This window comes from Saccharothrix carnea (genome assembly GCF_003014735.1).
Taxonomy (GTDB): Bacteria; Actinomycetota; Actinomycetes; order Mycobacteriales; family Pseudonocardiaceae; genus Actinosynnema; species Actinosynnema carneum.
On sequence record NZ_PYAX01000021.1, the window covers coordinates 17,631 to 31,313 of the forward strand.

Consider the following 13,683-nt stretch of genomic DNA (forward strand, 5'->3'; position numbering starts at 1 on the left):
GGCATCGCGGGTCACCCGCCCGCCAGGTCGGGGACGAAGCGTTCAACGGGCCCGACGGCCTCGGCGTGCACCGGCAGGCTCAGAAACGGCACGACCGAGGTCGCGGTCCCGCTGACCCGCACCGACGCCGAGGCCGCTGTCCGGTCGGAGGTGACGGCGGGGCCGGTGAGCGGGCCGCGCGCGAGCTGGTCGAGCAGTTGCCGCGCGCCGGCTATGCCGGCCGCGGCGGTCCCGTTCTGGGACCGTGCCACCGCGAGCCCCTGCGAGGCGGCGGCCTGGGCGATGTGGGTGGCGTGTGACCAGAGCGCGAATTGCACGATGGCCAGCAGCATCAGCAACAGCAGGGGCGTCGCAATGACCAGTTCCGCGCTGACCGAGCCACGGTCGCCGCGCAGCGCTCGGCGGACTCGAGACCATCCGGCGCAGGTCACCGGTGACTGCTTGCAGTGCTTGTCGCTCATGGGGATCACATGGTGATGCCGTTGGCTTTTTCGGTGACCTTCGCGATGACGATCGCGATCACCGCGAGCGCGGCCACGACGAGCAGCGCGGTCACCAGGACGGTTTCGGTCGAGTACCCGGCCTCCGGCTGGCGGCGCAACTCCTCCCAGCGTGCTTGCACCACTGTCCACAATGCCTCCACTTGTGTGCGCATCATGTTGTCCTCTCTTGTCGTTCACGTTCGGTCGTTGTCCGCGCGAGATGTCACAGTTCATGTCAGAGTCCATTGAGGACCTGTGTGAGCGCGGGGTAGGCGATGAAGGCCAGGAACCCGAGGAACAGAGCCATCACCGGCAGGCTCATGCGTTCGGTGGCTGCTTGGGCGTCGCCTTCGGCTTCGGTGATCTGGTGGGTGCGCAGCGCTCCGGCTTTGGCGGCCAGCGAGGTGCGGACCTTGGCGCCCTCGGTGCCGGCCAGGCTGACCGAGGCGGCCAGCTCGGCGAGCTCGGTGACGTCCAGTTCCTCGCCGAGCCGGCGCAGCGTCGCCCACGGGGTCGTGCGGGTGAGGCGGGCGGTGTCCAGGGCGCGGCGGATCTGCTCGAACGCCCACCCTCGTCCGATGGTGACAGAGTCGCCCAGCGCGCTGTCGACCCCCGCTCCCCCTGCCAGGGTGATCCACACCAGGTCCAGGTAGGCCGAGAGCGCGTGGCGGAACCCGGTGCGCAGCTTCGCGGCCTCTGAGCGGGCGTGCAGGTCCGGCAGGACGAACCCGACGGCCGCCAGGACGAGTCCGGCGATGATCGGAAACTCGAAGCCGGGTCCGAGCCCGGCCACGGTGAGGACCACGGTCAGCAGGATGGGCAACAGCAGCCCGGCGACGGTGAGGGTGGCTTTCTCCGCCAGGTGGGTCGAGGTCGAGCGACCGATGACCGCCAGGTCCTTGGCCAGGTGCGGACAGGGAAGCCCGAGCGCGCGCAGAGGCGCGACGGCGGGTCGGCCGAGCCGGGCAGCCCAGCCGGTGTCGTCAGTGGCGAGGATGGGCGCCGGAGCGGGTGGGGCGGTGGCATAAGCCAGGATCGCACCAAGGGCCGGCCGTGGCGGGAACAGGTAGACCGCCAACGCCCACAGGCCGGTCCCGGATCCGACGCCCAGGGCGATGTAGGTGATCACGGTGTTCACTCCTGCCTCGCGGTGACGAGGACCGGTGCCGGGCTGGTTGCCGGATCCTGGTCGGCAGCGGTGGAGAGAAAGCGGCCGGGCTGGGCGACGCGGGCGATGCGGTTCAGCCACACGAACCCGGCGGCGAACAGCGCTCCGATGCCCAGGAGCACGATCTGCCCGGCGGCGCTGTCGTAGGCGCCCATGTAGTTGCGGTTGAGCAGCACCACGGCGACGGCGAAGGCCAGGGTGGTGCCGACGATGACGCGCACCGAGGTGCGGGTGCGGGCGCGGCCGGCCTCGACGCGCATCCGCATCGAGGCTTGGCCGCGGGCGGCGTCGGCCAGCGACCCGAGCAGTTCGGCGAGTTGGCGGGTCTGTTGTTCGGCGGCCAGCAGCAGGGCGGCGATGACCAGGTCGCCGACCGGATCGTCCAGGCGCTCGCCAAGACGGCGCAGCGCGGGCGCGAGCCGGTCGCCGTTCTCGATCCCGGCGGCGAGCTCGCCGACTTCGCCGCGGATGGCCGTCGGTGCCAGTGGCGCTGTGGCGAGGATGGCCTGCTCGAGCCCGGCGGCGGCCGACAGGGTGTCGCGGAGCATCTCGGTCCAGGTGGCGATGGCCTCGATCCGCGCGACTCGGCGGGTGTGCTCGGGGTCGCGGCCCAGCACCCGCGGGAGCGCCCAGGCGGCGAGGCCGGCCAGGACGGCGCCGACGACCCAGCCGGTGAGCAGACCGGTCACCACCCCGGCGGTCACGGCGAGCGCGATCCGCAGGCCGCGGTGCTGGTCAACGGTCCCGGCCGCGCGGGTTCGGGTGCGGCGTTGACGCCGTGGGTCGGGTCCGCGCCAGCCGAGGACCACCAGCAGCAGGCCGAGCCCGGTGCCGACGCCGAGCAGCGCCGCGGCGGCCGTGGTGGGGCTGAGGGTGATGTTCACGGTGCCCACCAGCCCTCGGGGTTCTCCAGGACGCCGGGGTCGAAGCCGACGTCGACCAGGTCGTCGAGGGTGTCGCTGCGCAGCGCTCCGGCCACGGGGCGGGCGCGGCGGTCGGGGCCGGGGCGGTAGACCTCGTTGGAGATGACCTGCGGGCCGTCGGCGCCGACGACCTCGCGGATCGAGGACACGACACGGGTGCGTCGGTCCTGGGCGCGGGCCAGGTGCACCACGAAGTGCACAGCCGAGGCGACCAGCAGGTTGGTGGCTTCCAGCGGTAGCCGCTCAACGCCCTGGGCTGCGTAGGAGGCCAGGCGGGTGAACGCGATCCGGGAACTGGATGCGTGCAGGGTGGCCATCGAGCCGTCGTTGCCCTGAGACATCGCGTTGCACATCGGGATGACCTCGGGCCCGCGGATCTCACCGACGATCACCCGATCCGGCGACATGCGCAGACCCCACCGCACCAGTTCGGCCTGGCTGATCGCGCCCTCGCCCTCGACGTTGGCTTCACGGGCCTGGAAGGCGGTCACGTCGGCATGGACGTCCGGGTCGTGATCCAGGCCCAGTTCGAAGGCGTCCTCGATGGTGACGATGCGCTCCAGCGGATCCATCTCGCCGGCCAACGCGCGCAGCAGGGTGGTCTTGCCCGCACCGGTACCGCCAGTGATCAAGACGTTCCTGCGGGCCTTGACCAGCGCGCGCAGGAACGCCTCCAAGCCGGGGTCCAGGGTGCCCCGGCGTCGGAGTTCGGGCAGGGTGACGGTGAGGTAGCCGTGACGGCGGATCGACAGCGCCGTCACCCCGCCCGCGGTCAGACCCATCACCGCGAACAACCGCTCCCCGCCGGGGAGCTGGAGATTGACCGCCGGAGAGCCCTGGTCAAACCGCCGCTCCTGGCTGCTCGCGCGGGCGGCGAGCAGCCGCACCAGGTCGGTCAGCTCTTCGTTCGATCCCGCGATGGGGGCGACCTGGGCGCGGCGGCCGTCGTTGTACTGGACGAAGACCCGGTCGAAACGGTTGGCGTTGATAGTCTCCACGGTCGGGTCGTCCAGCAGCGGCTGCAGCCCTGCCATGCCGAACAGCTCGTTGACGACCTCCCCGACGACCCGCTGCTCGACCTCGCGCGGCAGCAGCTGCCGGCCCGCCGCCAGCTCGTTCTCGGTGTGCACCCGCAGCGCCTCGTCAAGGAGGCCCCGCGCCAGCTCGCGACGCGCCTCGCGAGTCGCGGTCGTCCCGGTGCGATCCTGCTGATCGGCAACCCGCTGCGGAAGCTCGGCGTTCAACCGCTCCCGCAGGTGCTGCCGCAGCCGCGTCGTGGCGGCCGACAGGTCAGCCGTGTCCTCGTCGGTGCCCCACCCCGGCGGCGGCACATTAGTGTCCGCGCCCAGTGCGCCGCTACCGAGCGGGGCCGGGCCGGGCGGTTGTGGATGGGGGCGCAGAGGCACCGGCGCCGGGTACTGGTTGGTCGGGTACGTCACGACGCCTGCCCTCCCTGCTGGTCGCGGTGGCCGGTTGCGGGGTTCGGTGCGACGCGCACACCGTTGGAGGAGACCGCGCCGGGTGGCACGCCCGGAGCCGAGCGCAGGACCGGGACCTGCGTCACCGGCTCAGCCAGCCGGGGCTGAGTTCGGCCGGCCGGTGTGCGCTCGCGGGTGGCCAGTTCGGTGGCGACCCCGTGGGCGAAGCGGCCGAGCGCCGAATGCACGGGGCCACTGCGACCCCAGCGCAGCTTGCTCGGCCGCCCGCACAGCACGGCCGCGCCGTTCCGATCGTCGGGCACGCGCCCCAGCGGCGGGACGCCGAGTTCGCGGGCGACCTCGGCGGTGGAGTAGCCCTCGCCCACCAACAGCAGCACCGGGTTCGGGCTCCAACGGCCGACCGCAGGCAGCCGGCGCGGCAGGTGCGCGAGGTCGTCGGCGTGCGCCCGCGACAACAACACGACCGCGTCGGAAGCACGCACGATCGGCAGAACGGGCGAGCCGGAGTCCACACGCCCGCAGTCGACGATGACCACCGTGCCCGGCTGGTTGGCCGCCGCCCGCAGAACACCGAGCCCACTGGTCGGATCGGGAGCCAAGGCCGTCAGCGCCGCGCGGGCCTGGTCGGCATCGGGCGGGGCGGAGATCACCGGCAGACCGCCGGGAAGCTGCTGGGTGTGCAGCCACACCAAGTCGGCGTCGCCGCTACGGCGCGCCGCAGCGGCGAGGCTCACCAGGCCTGGTGTCGAGGACAGCGAGAACCGCAGGCCGAGATCGCCACCGGAAGGATCGGCCTCGACCACTAGTGCGCGTGCCGGAGCGGGCCAGCGGGCGGCCAAGGCCACGGCCAGCGTGGTGGCGCCCGGCGAGCCTTTCAGCGACAGGACCGAGATCAACATCAGCGACCTCCAGCTGGGAGCATCACGATCGACAACTGACCGGCTGGTACGGCGGCGATCTGGCGGGCGGCGGCCTCGGACAGTTGCACCGAGACCACGGTGTTCTGGTCGTTCGCCGGAGTAGTCACGCTGGTCACCACCGCAGGCCAGACCGTGCCGCCATCGGAGGGCGGACTGGCCGCGGTTCCGGCCTGGCCTGGCACGAACACCACCGACACCCGCGCTCCCGGTCCGACTTCCGCGGGGAACTGGCCGGGTTTGAGCGCGAGGGCGGCGATGGCCTGCCCGTCCGAGGGAAGCGCGGCGCCGCCGACGGCGTCCGGGGTGAGCAGCGCCCCGGCCGACAAACTGGTGGCCATCGGCCGGCCGACCACGGCGGCGGCCTGGTCCGCGCCGACGACCGCGACGCCGGGGTCGACCGCGACATTGACCTGCCGCAGGTCCTGCGTGGTCAGCACGTGCCCCACCTGCACGCCGCGGGCCAACGCGAGCACGGCCTGCCGATCTCCCGAGTTCAGCGAGATCAGCACGAAGCCGCCCACGCACGCCAGTACGAGCAGCACGCCGAGCAACAGGTACGGCACGCTGCGGTGGCGCCCTGTGGTGCGCAACCGCGAGGAGGGACGCTTCTTGGTGTCGTTGATCCAGGGGCCGTTGGCCGTGCTCGTGGCCCGGTCGGTGTCGGGCCGGATCGTGGTGTCGGTGTTCACGCCGGTACCTCCAAAAGGCATGCGGGTAGTGCGCCGCGTCGCCAGAGGATGGTCAGCGAGCGGAACAGGTGGTCATCGCTTTGTGGGCTGGGAAGTGGTGCCCCGCGGGGAGGCAGTGGCGCTGGTCAGCCGCCGCCGTTGTTGAGCGCCTGCGACTCCGCCACGCGGAAGGTCGCGTTGCCCGTCGTGGTCATGTCTGGGAACGTGCCACCCTGACCCGCACCGGACCAGGTCACCGTCCAGTTCACGATCGCCGTCACCGCGTACGCCAGCCCCGGCTGGCTCGCCGAAGAGCGGCGGTAGACATGGCCGCAGTCGGGCGAGGGCGCCTTCGGATCGATGCCCGCCGCGTACGGCGTTCCCCCATCGGCGCAGGTCACCGTCGAGCCGTCACCCATCGACCAGGTCACCGAGGATGGAGTCGCGACCGCGGTCACCGACACACCCGGAACCGACGCGTTCGCCGACACCTCCTGCCACCCACCGCTCAACCACAACCACGTCGGCAGGTTCACCAACTGCACCTCAGCGGGGTTGGCCGCGATCACGACCGAAGGCAGCCGCAAGCGGTTACGCGCGATGGCGGCCACCTGCTCCGGCGACAGCGCCGGTTGCGCACCGCCGCCAGTAGGCACCCACACAGGCCCGTGGGACAGCGGATCCTTGCCATCCGGCGAACACAACACCATGAACCAACCGCCCGGCTCCTCCGGCTGACCCTCCGGTGCGTGGTAGTCGACCGGCTTGTAGTTGCAGTCCGCATAGGGATCGTCGCCGTTGTCATGTCCAGAGGGTGGTTCTTTGCCTCCGGGGCGTCCGACCACCGGCCCGGGCCAGTTACCGATTCCAGCACCGAGGTCACAGATCGGCGATGGATCTTGGGTGCAGTTCACATCGCCCCATGGGTCCTGGGCCCTGGCAGGCGCAGCTGTCATCGAGAGGATGAGCACTCCGATGATCGCAAAATTCAGCATGTTCCCACCTCGTGTACGCCGAAGTCGCTGACCTTCCAGGATCCGTCGACCTGCTTCTCCACCACCGCGTTGATGTGCCGCTTGCCCCCAGGCTCACCGTCAGCAAGGGCACCGTTGTCGGCGTAGTGCTTGGTCCATGTCGTCGAGTCGCCGCAGTCGGAGACGATCACCTTGATGGGCAAACCAAGAGGCTCCACTGAGGACACCGTCGGATTCAGAACGGGTTGCCCGCGCGTCACGATCCCCAACTCGCGGTAGCCGAACAGTCCTCGGGTCAAGGTCGACAAGGCGCCGCCGGTGGCGTAGCGGGCCAGTTCCGGCGACTGCCAGTCGGCGGTGGTACCGGCTGTGGCATAAGCAGTCCACATCTGCCGATAGGTCTGCACTCCTTGTGCCCGTGCCTCATCGACCGGACTGGTTACCGCTGTGGAAGTTCCAGGGAGAGGGCCGTCCACGTCGGCTGGCGTGCCCGACTGGTCTGGCGACATGGAGGTTGATGCACTGCACGCGGCCAGAGAGAGGAAGACGGCCAGAGCGGTAACTGTGCTATGGAAGATCTTCATGTCATCCTTCAGGTCTCGATCGTGGTGACGGGAGAAGGCGCGTCGACGACCTTCCAAATGATCACGGTGCGACGAGAGCGAGCAGGGCTCCGCCGACGATGGCCGGGCCGAAGGCGAGGCGGTCCGTCCGCGAGATTCGTCGGGTGATCAGCAGTGTCGTGCCTGCAGTGGCGCCCAGGAGCAGCGCGAGCACAACGCCGCGCAACAGGTCGAGCCAACCGACCCACCCAAGGTAAAGGGCGACCGCTCCCAGGAGCTTGACGTCGCCCGCCCCGAGAGCAGCAGGAATGATCATCGCCACTGTCAACGACGCAGCGGACGTGATCCCGGCGGCTAGGAGCGCTCGCGTCAGGGCGTTCAGGTCATCGTGGGAAGCCGCGACATATCCCAAGATCGCCACTCCGCCCGCGAACAGGGCTCGGACGAGTGGGGCGGGCAGGCGGTGGCATACCCAGTCGATCATCATCAGCGGAACGCCGATCGCTGCCAGCCACAGGACGGCGAACTGGTGGGGCACACCGTCGAACCGCTGGTGAAGCATTCCCAGTCCAACTCCGACGACCGAGCCCACCATGTACCCGTCGCGCGCCCCGAGCGCGTTCAACGAAAGCCAGGACCACAGTCCAGTACCTGGACGCGGAGCCTGTATCCGTCCGCCGATCACCTGATGCCCGTCGGTGTCAGCTGAAGCTCGGGCCACGACGCCGAGCGTCACCGAGCCGCATGCTGTGCCGATCAATGCGACTTCAACCCACATGTCACAACCCCCACGAGGTGAAGCGAAGATGACTTCACGTATCCGACAACCGCACCGTTCACTCGATCGGGGTTTCATCGGATCGGTAGGACCAACGGTCTGCATCTGATCCCCATATCCTCGACTCCTGCCGGTCTCCATCGGGGCCGGCCGGGACCAACGGTGGCAAGGTCGCCCGGGAGGTGACAAGGGGAGCGGTGTATTCACTTGGACGGAATAAAGAATAGGCAGGCCGACATAGGACCCGAACTGCGTCGGAGACGTGCCGCCGCAGGGCTGTCGCTGCAGCAGTTGGCGGACCGATGCCACTACAGCCCTGGGCACATCAGCAACGTCGAGCACGGGACCAAGCCTGCGAGCGAGGACTTCCTCCGCGCCTGTGACCAGGCACTCGACACTGGCGGCGCCCTGATGGCACTGCTGTCCGCGCGAGGCGACCGCGCCAAATCACGCACATGGAGCAATCCCTCGCAGTTGCCTCCGGTGCCACGACTGGTGGGCCGTTCCGCACTCGTCGACGAACTCGACGGAACACTCGACGCGGTGACGAGCACCCGATCGTCGGGCATCATCGCACTGGATGGGGCAGCGGGCAGCGGTAAAACCACACTTGCTGTCACATGGAGCTACCGGATACGTCAAAAGTTCCCCGATGGAGTGTTGTTTTACGATCTCCGCGGCTACTCAGCGAATTCTGCCCCAGCAGAGCCGACCGAAGTGCTGGAGACCTTTTTGCTCGACCTCGGGGTGCCGCCGGCAGACATCCCGCCGACCGCCCACCGCCGAGCCACCCTCCTGCGCACGAAGCTCGATCGGATGCGCGCCTTGCTGCTCCTGGACAACGCATCCGACGCACAGCAGGTACGCCCTCTGCTTCCAGGAGGGTCAGGCTGCCTGGTGATCATCACGAGCCGTCGACGACTGTCCAGCCTGGCAGTCCGGGAGGGTGCCCGATGCGTCACGGTTCCCTCGTTCACCTCCGACGAAGCAGTGACCCTGTTGCGCGAAGCGATCGGCACCGAGCGGGTGAACAGCGAGCCGACCGCCGCGCACGAGATAGCCCGCTTGTGCGCGCACTTGCCGTTGGCGGTCAGGGTGGCCGCGGAGCGGATCAGCGCCCACCCGCACGTGACGTTGGACGAGCTGGCGAGGGAGCTGTCTGCGATCGACAAGCGGTTGGATGTCCTCTCGCAGGAGGACGAAGCGGTGCGCGCGGTGTTCTCCTGGTCCTACCGCGCCCTGGGCGACGATGCGGCCGGGCTGTTCCGCCTGCTCGGCCTGCACCCCGGTGACCGGTTCGGCTCCGACATCGCTGCGGCGTTGTGCGGCATCGAGTCCCGCAGTGCGATGCCGCTGCTCAGGCAACTGTCGGCCGTGCGGCTGGTTGACGAAGTCGGTCAAGACCGCTTTCGTCAGCACGACCTGCTCAAGGCGTACAGCGTCGAATTGGTCCGCACCGAAGAATCCGAGGATCAACGCACCGCGGCCGTGGCCAGGCTCGTCGACTGGTATCTGCACACCGCTTATAGGGCCAACCACGCCCTGGCCCCGCAACGGCGCGATCCCGAGCTGGACCCTCCTGCCGACGGGGTGCCGTCGTCACCGGCCGGCTTCACCTATGAGCAGGCGCTCATGTGGTGTGAAGCGGAGCTTCCGAACCTCGTCGCGACCACCCGATTGGCACATCACAGCGGCCTGCATAAGCAGGCGTGGCAGCTACCGGTCGGGCTTTGGAACTACCTGTTCCTACGTAAGCCGTGGACGGCCTGGATCACCTCCCACACCATCGCCTTGGCCGCCGTAGAGGCCAGCGGAGACGTTTTTGGTCGGGCATGGGTGCTCAACAACCTCGCTCACGCCCACCGCGAGCGTCAGGAATACGACCTGGCCAATCGCGAACTGGCAGAGGCGTTGACCCTACGTCGCCAGATCGGGGACGAGACGGGGCAGGCGTGGACACTGACCGGCAGCGGCTACCTGGCCGCCGAACTGGGCAGGCGGGACAAGGCGGTGAAGCTGTTCAGCGAGGCGGTGGAGTTGTTCCGCGGCGTCGGCGATCGTCACGGTGAAGCCATCGCATCGGCCAGCCTCGGTGAGGCGATGCGACGTTCCGGCCGCGACGCGGAAGCCTTGCACCACCTGAGCAGAGCTCTGGAGATCATGCGTAGCACCGCCGATCGCTACGGCGAAGGCTTCACCCTGACCAAGCTCGGCACCACACTGCACGACCTCGGGCGTTACCAGGAAGCCCTCAGCCAGTTCGACCTCGCGCTGAAGACTCGTCGACAAGTCGGTGACCGGTGGGGCGAGGCCGAGACGTTGGTCAGCCATGGCCACACCCTGAATGCTCTCGGCGACCGGCAAGAAGCGCAGGTCTCATGGCGCAAGGCGCTCGCCATCCTCGACGAACTCGACGACCCGCGCGCGAACGAGGTCCGGAATTACCTCCATGACATGCCTGCGCCTCGCAGTCATGAACCCGACGGCCCGGCGGTGTCCACCGGGTCGTCCGACCAGGTGTAGTCGGGCGGTCGGTAAGCGATGAAGCGGTCCAGCAAGCGGTCCACGTCGTCGTCGACCAGCAGCATCTCCCGGTACGGCCGCTTGAGGAACCCCTCGGCCACCATGTGGTCCACCATCGCCAGCAACGGGTCGAAGAACCCGGCCACGTTGAGCACACCGACCGGCTTGGCGTGCACCTTCAGCTGCGCCCACGTCCACGCCTCGAACAACTCGTCCAGCGTGCCCGCTCCGCCCGGCAACGCCAGCACCGCGTCCGACAATCCGGTCATCATCGCCTTGCGCTCGTGCAAGCCCGCCACCACAAGCAGCTCGGTCAGCCCCTGGTGGGCGATCTCCCACCCCACCAGCGACTCCGGGATCACCCCGATCACCCGACCACCGGCCTCCAGCGCCCCGTCGGCAACGGCTCCCATCGTGCCCACGCGGGCGCCGCCGTACACCACCTCGATCCCCCTTCGGGCCAATGTCGCGCCGACCTGCCTGGCCGCCGAGAGGTAGGTCACCCCGGCACTGGAGGAACCGCAGTAAACGCACACCCGCATGACGCCGAACCTAAAGGCACACCGCTCGAACGAGTGATAGCGACGCCCCTGACGAACCTGATTGGGTGACCACGTGCGCATCGTTCTGGACACCGACCCCGGCATCGACGACGCACTGGCCATCCTCTACCTCGCCGCTCAAGAGCAAGCCGAGATCGTGGCCGTGGGCAGCGTGCACGGCAACGTCCCGGCTCCCCAAGCCGCCGACAACGCCCTTCGGGTGCTCGAACTCGCGGGCCTGCACACCGTGCCGGTGGCAATCGGCGCACGTCGCCCGCTGGCCCAGCCACTGCACACCGCCGAATTCGTCCACGGCCACGACGGCCTCGGCGGTCACGCAGGCCCTCCCCCCGAAGGTCGTCCGATCAAGCAGTCCGCGGCCGAGCAACTCGTCCGCCTGGCCCGCCAACACCCCGGCGAACTCACCCTCCTCGCCCTCGGCCCGCTGACCAACATCGCCCTGGCACTGCTACTGGAACCCGAACTGCCCGGGCTGTTGCGCTCGGTCATCGTCATGGGCGGCGCCCTGACCGCCCCCGGCAACATCACCCCTTCGGCCGACGCCAACTCCTGGCACGACCCCGAAGCGACCGACCTCGTCCTGGGGGCCGCATTCCCCCTGACCCTCATCGGCCTGGAGGTCACCGAAGCAGCCCGCGTCGACCAGACGTGGCTGGACACACTTGCCACGATCGACAACCCCCGCGCCCGCTTCGCCACGAGCATCATCGGCCACTACGCCAACTTCTACGCCGCCATGTTCGGCCGCCGCGAATGCACCCTGCACGACCCGCTCGCCGCCGCCATCGCACTGGATCCCGACCTGGCCACCTACCGTCGACTGGCTGTGGCCGTCGAACTCACCGGCACCCACACCCGCGGACGGCTCATCGCCGACCTGCGCCCCATCGTCAACACCACCCACATCGAAAGCTCCATCACCACCGACCGCCACCCTGTTGACGTCGCCCTCACCGCCGACGCCGCCACCTTCTTGTCCAGACTGCTCGAAGCACTCAGCTGAAGGCGACATCGAAGCGGCAGCCGAGGGCACGTGGACGCGGATGAGGCGGAAGAGCTCCCGGATATCGCATGAAGCGGTACCGGGGCACTGGCCGAACCCGGATCTACCAGATCATCGCAGAGCCTTGAGCGTGGCGATGTTGTCAGCCGAAGTGGAGCTGTGGGACGTCGTAGAGGTTTGCGTTGCGGCGGCGGATGAGGGCGGGCTGCGCGATTTCGATGATCAGCATTTCGGTGAGGAATTGGACTCGCGCGTTGAGCAGGTGGCTGGTGTACCCAGCGGCGCTGTGCTCTTTGCGGCCGACCGAGACGTGAATGTGAGGGTGGACCTTGCCACCGGCTTCGTCGTAGGCGAGGGTGCCGCCGCCGAAAGCCTCGACATTGGCGAGGTGGACCTTGGACCAGACCGGAGCCTGGGGATCTTGAAGTTTGTCGCACGTGCCAACGATGTCGACTTCGCTGAAGCCGGCGATGAAGCTGGGGATGTAGGCGTGCCGGACCTGGCGCTGGTCGCAGAAGGCGGCCAGCTCGGTGAAAAAGTCGTCGCCGTGGTCGAAGGCGACACCGAAGCTGCGGCCGAGGGTGAGTTCATGGCTGCGCACGGTAGGTCCTTATCCGATCGTGGTCGTATACGGCCAGTCGCTGGCTGCGCCGTGGCCGCCAGCTGCGGCGAACGCCGCCGTGATGGTCTTCCGATCGCAGCCAGCGTCCACGGAGAGAAGTCCGTGGAGCAGCAGGCGAGACTTGAGGGGGTCGAGGAAGCCCGCCCGGATGAGTCCACGCGACAACAGGTCGCGTTCGGAGCCCGGGAACGCATAGGTGGTCGAGAGCACGGACCCGGCTCCGGTGCGGGAGCAGAGCACCACGGGGATGCGTACGGCGATTTGTTCCAAAGACGTGACCCAGGTCACGGGGACGTGGCCCACACCGAACGCCGCCACGACCAAGCCGTCGAGCCGGCTGGCCAGCGTGTGCAGCAGTGATCCGTCGTCTCCCAGAGAGGCGGTGACGACTCCCACTCGCACGTCCGGGCCGTTACCGGTGTCGGGAAGCAGCCTGCGACCGACGGGCCTGTTGACGATCTGAGGCTGGCCTTCCACGAGGTAACCGAGTGGTCCCCCGTCGGGTGACTTAAAGGTGGAACTGCTGGTGGCATGGGTCTTGCGGACCCTGCGCGCAGCGTGGATCTCGTCGGCGAAAATGACCAGACAGCCCAGGCCATGCGCGGCCGGGTTTGCGGCGGTCTGGATGGCGGCGAGCAGGTTGGCCGGCCCGTCAGCACCGGCAAGAGTCGGGTTGCGCATGGCGCCGGTCACGACAACCGGTTGTACGGCGGCGTGCCGCAGATCAAGGTAGTAGGACGTCTCCTCGATGGTGTCGGTGCCCTGCGTGACCACCACACCGTCGACTCCGGCAGCACACCGGTCACGGATCTCGTCCGTCAGCGCGGAGAGGTCTCCGAAGGTCAATGACGCGCCCGGCACACGGCGGAAGTCCACCACCTCGACTTCGATACCGGTGTCCGCCAGACCCGGTACGGCGGCGACCAACTGCTCCGCGGACAACGCGGGCACGACGCCGCCGCCTGTCGTCGCTGCCATCGCGATCGTCCCACCCAAGCCGATGACCACGACGCGACGAGCAGGCGTGCTCGATGCTTCAGGCGACACGAGCGGTCCT

Annotated in this window: 15 protein-coding genes and 1 pseudogene; 3 read left to right on the forward strand and 13 right to left on the reverse strand. The window is 68.8% G+C overall.

Annotated elements, in window-relative coordinates; all coding sequences use genetic code 11:
- Positions 1-11: 11 nt before the first annotated feature.
- From B0I31_RS36175 to B0I31_RS36220, 10 genes are all read right to left on the reverse strand, one after another.
- Positions 12-461: a TadE/TadG family type IV pilus assembly protein gene (locus tag B0I31_RS36175; protein ID WP_106619956.1), complete on the reverse strand. Its 450-nt coding sequence runs from the start codon at positions 459-461 to the stop codon at positions 12-14.
- A gap of 5 nt (positions 462-466) precedes the next feature.
- The gene (locus B0I31_RS36180) at positions 467-655 is read right to left on the reverse strand and encodes a hypothetical protein (protein WP_054044579.1); all 189 of its coding nucleotides are present in this window, start codon (positions 653-655) and stop codon (positions 467-469) included.
- A 62-nt stretch (positions 656-717) separates the two neighbouring features.
- Complete coding sequence (locus B0I31_RS36185) at positions 718-1,611, reverse strand: type II secretion system F family protein (protein WP_106619957.1); 894 nt, start codon at positions 1,609-1,611, stop codon at positions 718-720.
- A gap of 5 nt (positions 1,612-1,616) precedes the next feature.
- A complete protein-coding gene (locus B0I31_RS36190) occupies positions 1,617-2,543 on the reverse strand; it encodes a type II secretion system F family protein (protein ID WP_106619900.1) in 927 nt (308 codons plus the stop codon).
- Positions 2,531-3,904: a TadA family conjugal transfer-associated ATPase gene (locus B0I31_RS36195; protein WP_245950704.1), complete on the reverse strand. Its 1,374-nt coding sequence runs from the start codon at positions 3,902-3,904 to the stop codon at positions 2,531-2,533. The genes B0I31_RS36190 and B0I31_RS36195 overlap by 13 nt, the downstream gene beginning before the upstream one ends.
- Positions 3,905-4,008: 104 nt before the next feature.
- On the reverse strand, positions 4,009-4,911 hold the full coding sequence (locus tag B0I31_RS36200) for a MinD/ParA family ATP-binding protein (protein ID WP_106619901.1): 903 nt from the start codon (positions 4,909-4,911) through the stop codon (positions 4,009-4,011).
- On the reverse strand, positions 4,911-5,621 hold the full coding sequence (locus tag B0I31_RS36205; protein ID WP_106619902.1) for a hypothetical protein: 711 nt from the start codon (positions 5,619-5,621) through the stop codon (positions 4,911-4,913). The genes B0I31_RS36200 and B0I31_RS36205 overlap by 1 nt, the downstream gene beginning before the upstream one ends.
- A 125-nt stretch (positions 5,622-5,746) precedes the next feature.
- Positions 5,747-6,595, reverse strand: a complete 849-nt coding sequence (locus B0I31_RS36210) for a hypothetical protein (protein WP_106619903.1) — start codon at positions 6,593-6,595, stop codon at positions 5,747-5,749.
- Positions 6,589-7,158 (reverse strand): hypothetical protein, encoded by a 570-nt coding sequence (locus B0I31_RS36215; RefSeq protein WP_245950696.1) that lies wholly within the window; start codon positions 7,156-7,158, stop codon positions 6,589-6,591. The genes B0I31_RS36210 and B0I31_RS36215 overlap by 7 nt, the downstream gene beginning before the upstream one ends.
- Positions 7,159-7,219: 61 nt before the next feature.
- Complete coding sequence (locus tag B0I31_RS36220) at positions 7,220-7,915, reverse strand: A24 family peptidase (protein ID WP_181320725.1); 696 nt, start codon at positions 7,913-7,915, stop codon at positions 7,220-7,222.
- A gap of 207 nt (positions 7,916-8,122) precedes the next feature.
- Between B0I31_RS36220 and B0I31_RS43210 the strand changes: the two are divergent.
- Both B0I31_RS43210 and B0I31_RS36225 read left to right on the forward strand, forming a co-directional pair.
- Positions 8,123-8,326: pseudogene (locus B0I31_RS43210) on the forward strand (helix-turn-helix domain-containing protein); the annotation flags it as partial.
- Positions 8,327-10,438: an ATP-binding protein gene (locus tag B0I31_RS36225; RefSeq protein ID WP_146174090.1), complete on the forward strand. Its 2,112-nt coding sequence runs from the start codon at positions 8,327-8,329 to the stop codon at positions 10,436-10,438.
- On the opposite strand, the gene B0I31_RS36230 is transcribed toward B0I31_RS36225, so the two are convergent.
- Entirely contained in the window at positions 10,387-10,980 is a 594-nt protein-coding gene (locus B0I31_RS36230; protein ID WP_106619906.1) for an LOG family protein, read from the reverse strand. The genes B0I31_RS36225 and B0I31_RS36230 overlap by 52 nt on opposite strands.
- 73 nt (positions 10,981-11,053) lie before the next feature.
- Here B0I31_RS36230 and B0I31_RS36235 point away from each other — a divergent pair, with 73 nt between their 5' ends.
- Positions 11,054-12,004, forward strand: coding sequence for a nucleoside hydrolase (locus tag B0I31_RS36235; RefSeq protein ID WP_106619960.1), 951 nt, complete (start codon positions 11,054-11,056; stop codon positions 12,002-12,004).
- Between the two features lie 142 nt (positions 12,005-12,146).
- Here the strand turns inward: B0I31_RS36235 and B0I31_RS36240 are convergent, their stop codons facing one another.
- Together B0I31_RS36240 and B0I31_RS36245 are read right to left on the reverse strand one after the other, a co-directional pair.
- A complete protein-coding gene (locus B0I31_RS36240; protein WP_106619907.1) occupies positions 12,147-12,605 on the reverse strand; it encodes a PPC domain-containing DNA-binding protein in 459 nt (152 codons plus the stop codon).
- Positions 12,606-12,614: 9 nt separating this feature from the next.
- Entirely contained in the window at positions 12,615-13,673 is a 1,059-nt protein-coding gene (locus B0I31_RS36245; RefSeq protein WP_245950697.1) for an asparaginase, read from the reverse strand.
- Between the last annotated feature and the right edge of the window lie 10 nt (positions 13,674-13,683).

What these genes read in the sequence shown, in the direction of transcription:
- B0I31_RS36215 (WP_245950696.1), bottom strand. Translation starts at nt 7,158, where the DNA reads ATGAAGATCTTCCATAGCACAGTTACCGCTCTGGCCGTCTTCCTCTCT.
- B0I31_RS36180 (WP_054044579.1), bottom strand. Translation starts at nt 655, where the DNA reads ATGCGCACACAAGTGGAGGCATTGTGGACAGTGGTGCAAGCACGCTGG.
- B0I31_RS36225 (WP_146174090.1), top strand. Translation starts at nt 8,327, where the DNA reads ATGGCACTGCTGTCCGCGCGAGGCGACCGCGCCAAATCACGCACATGG.
- B0I31_RS36210 (WP_106619903.1), bottom strand. Translation starts at nt 6,595, where the DNA reads ATGCTGAATTTTGCGATCATCGGAGTGCTCATCCTCTCGATGACAGCT.
- B0I31_RS36200 (WP_106619901.1), bottom strand. Translation starts at nt 4,911, where the DNA reads ATGTTGATCTCGGTCCTGTCGCTGAAAGGCTCGCCGGGCGCCACCACG.
- B0I31_RS36230 (WP_106619906.1), bottom strand. Translation starts at nt 10,980, where the DNA reads ATGCGGGTGTGCGTTTACTGCGGTTCCTCCAGTGCCGGGGTGACCTAC.
- B0I31_RS36175 (WP_106619956.1), bottom strand. Translation starts at nt 461, where the DNA reads ATGAGCGACAAGCACTGCAAGCAGTCACCGGTGACCTGCGCCGGATGG.
- B0I31_RS36220 (WP_181320725.1), bottom strand. Translation starts at nt 7,915, where the DNA reads ATGTGGGTTGAAGTCGCATTGATCGGCACAGCATGCGGCTCGGTGACG.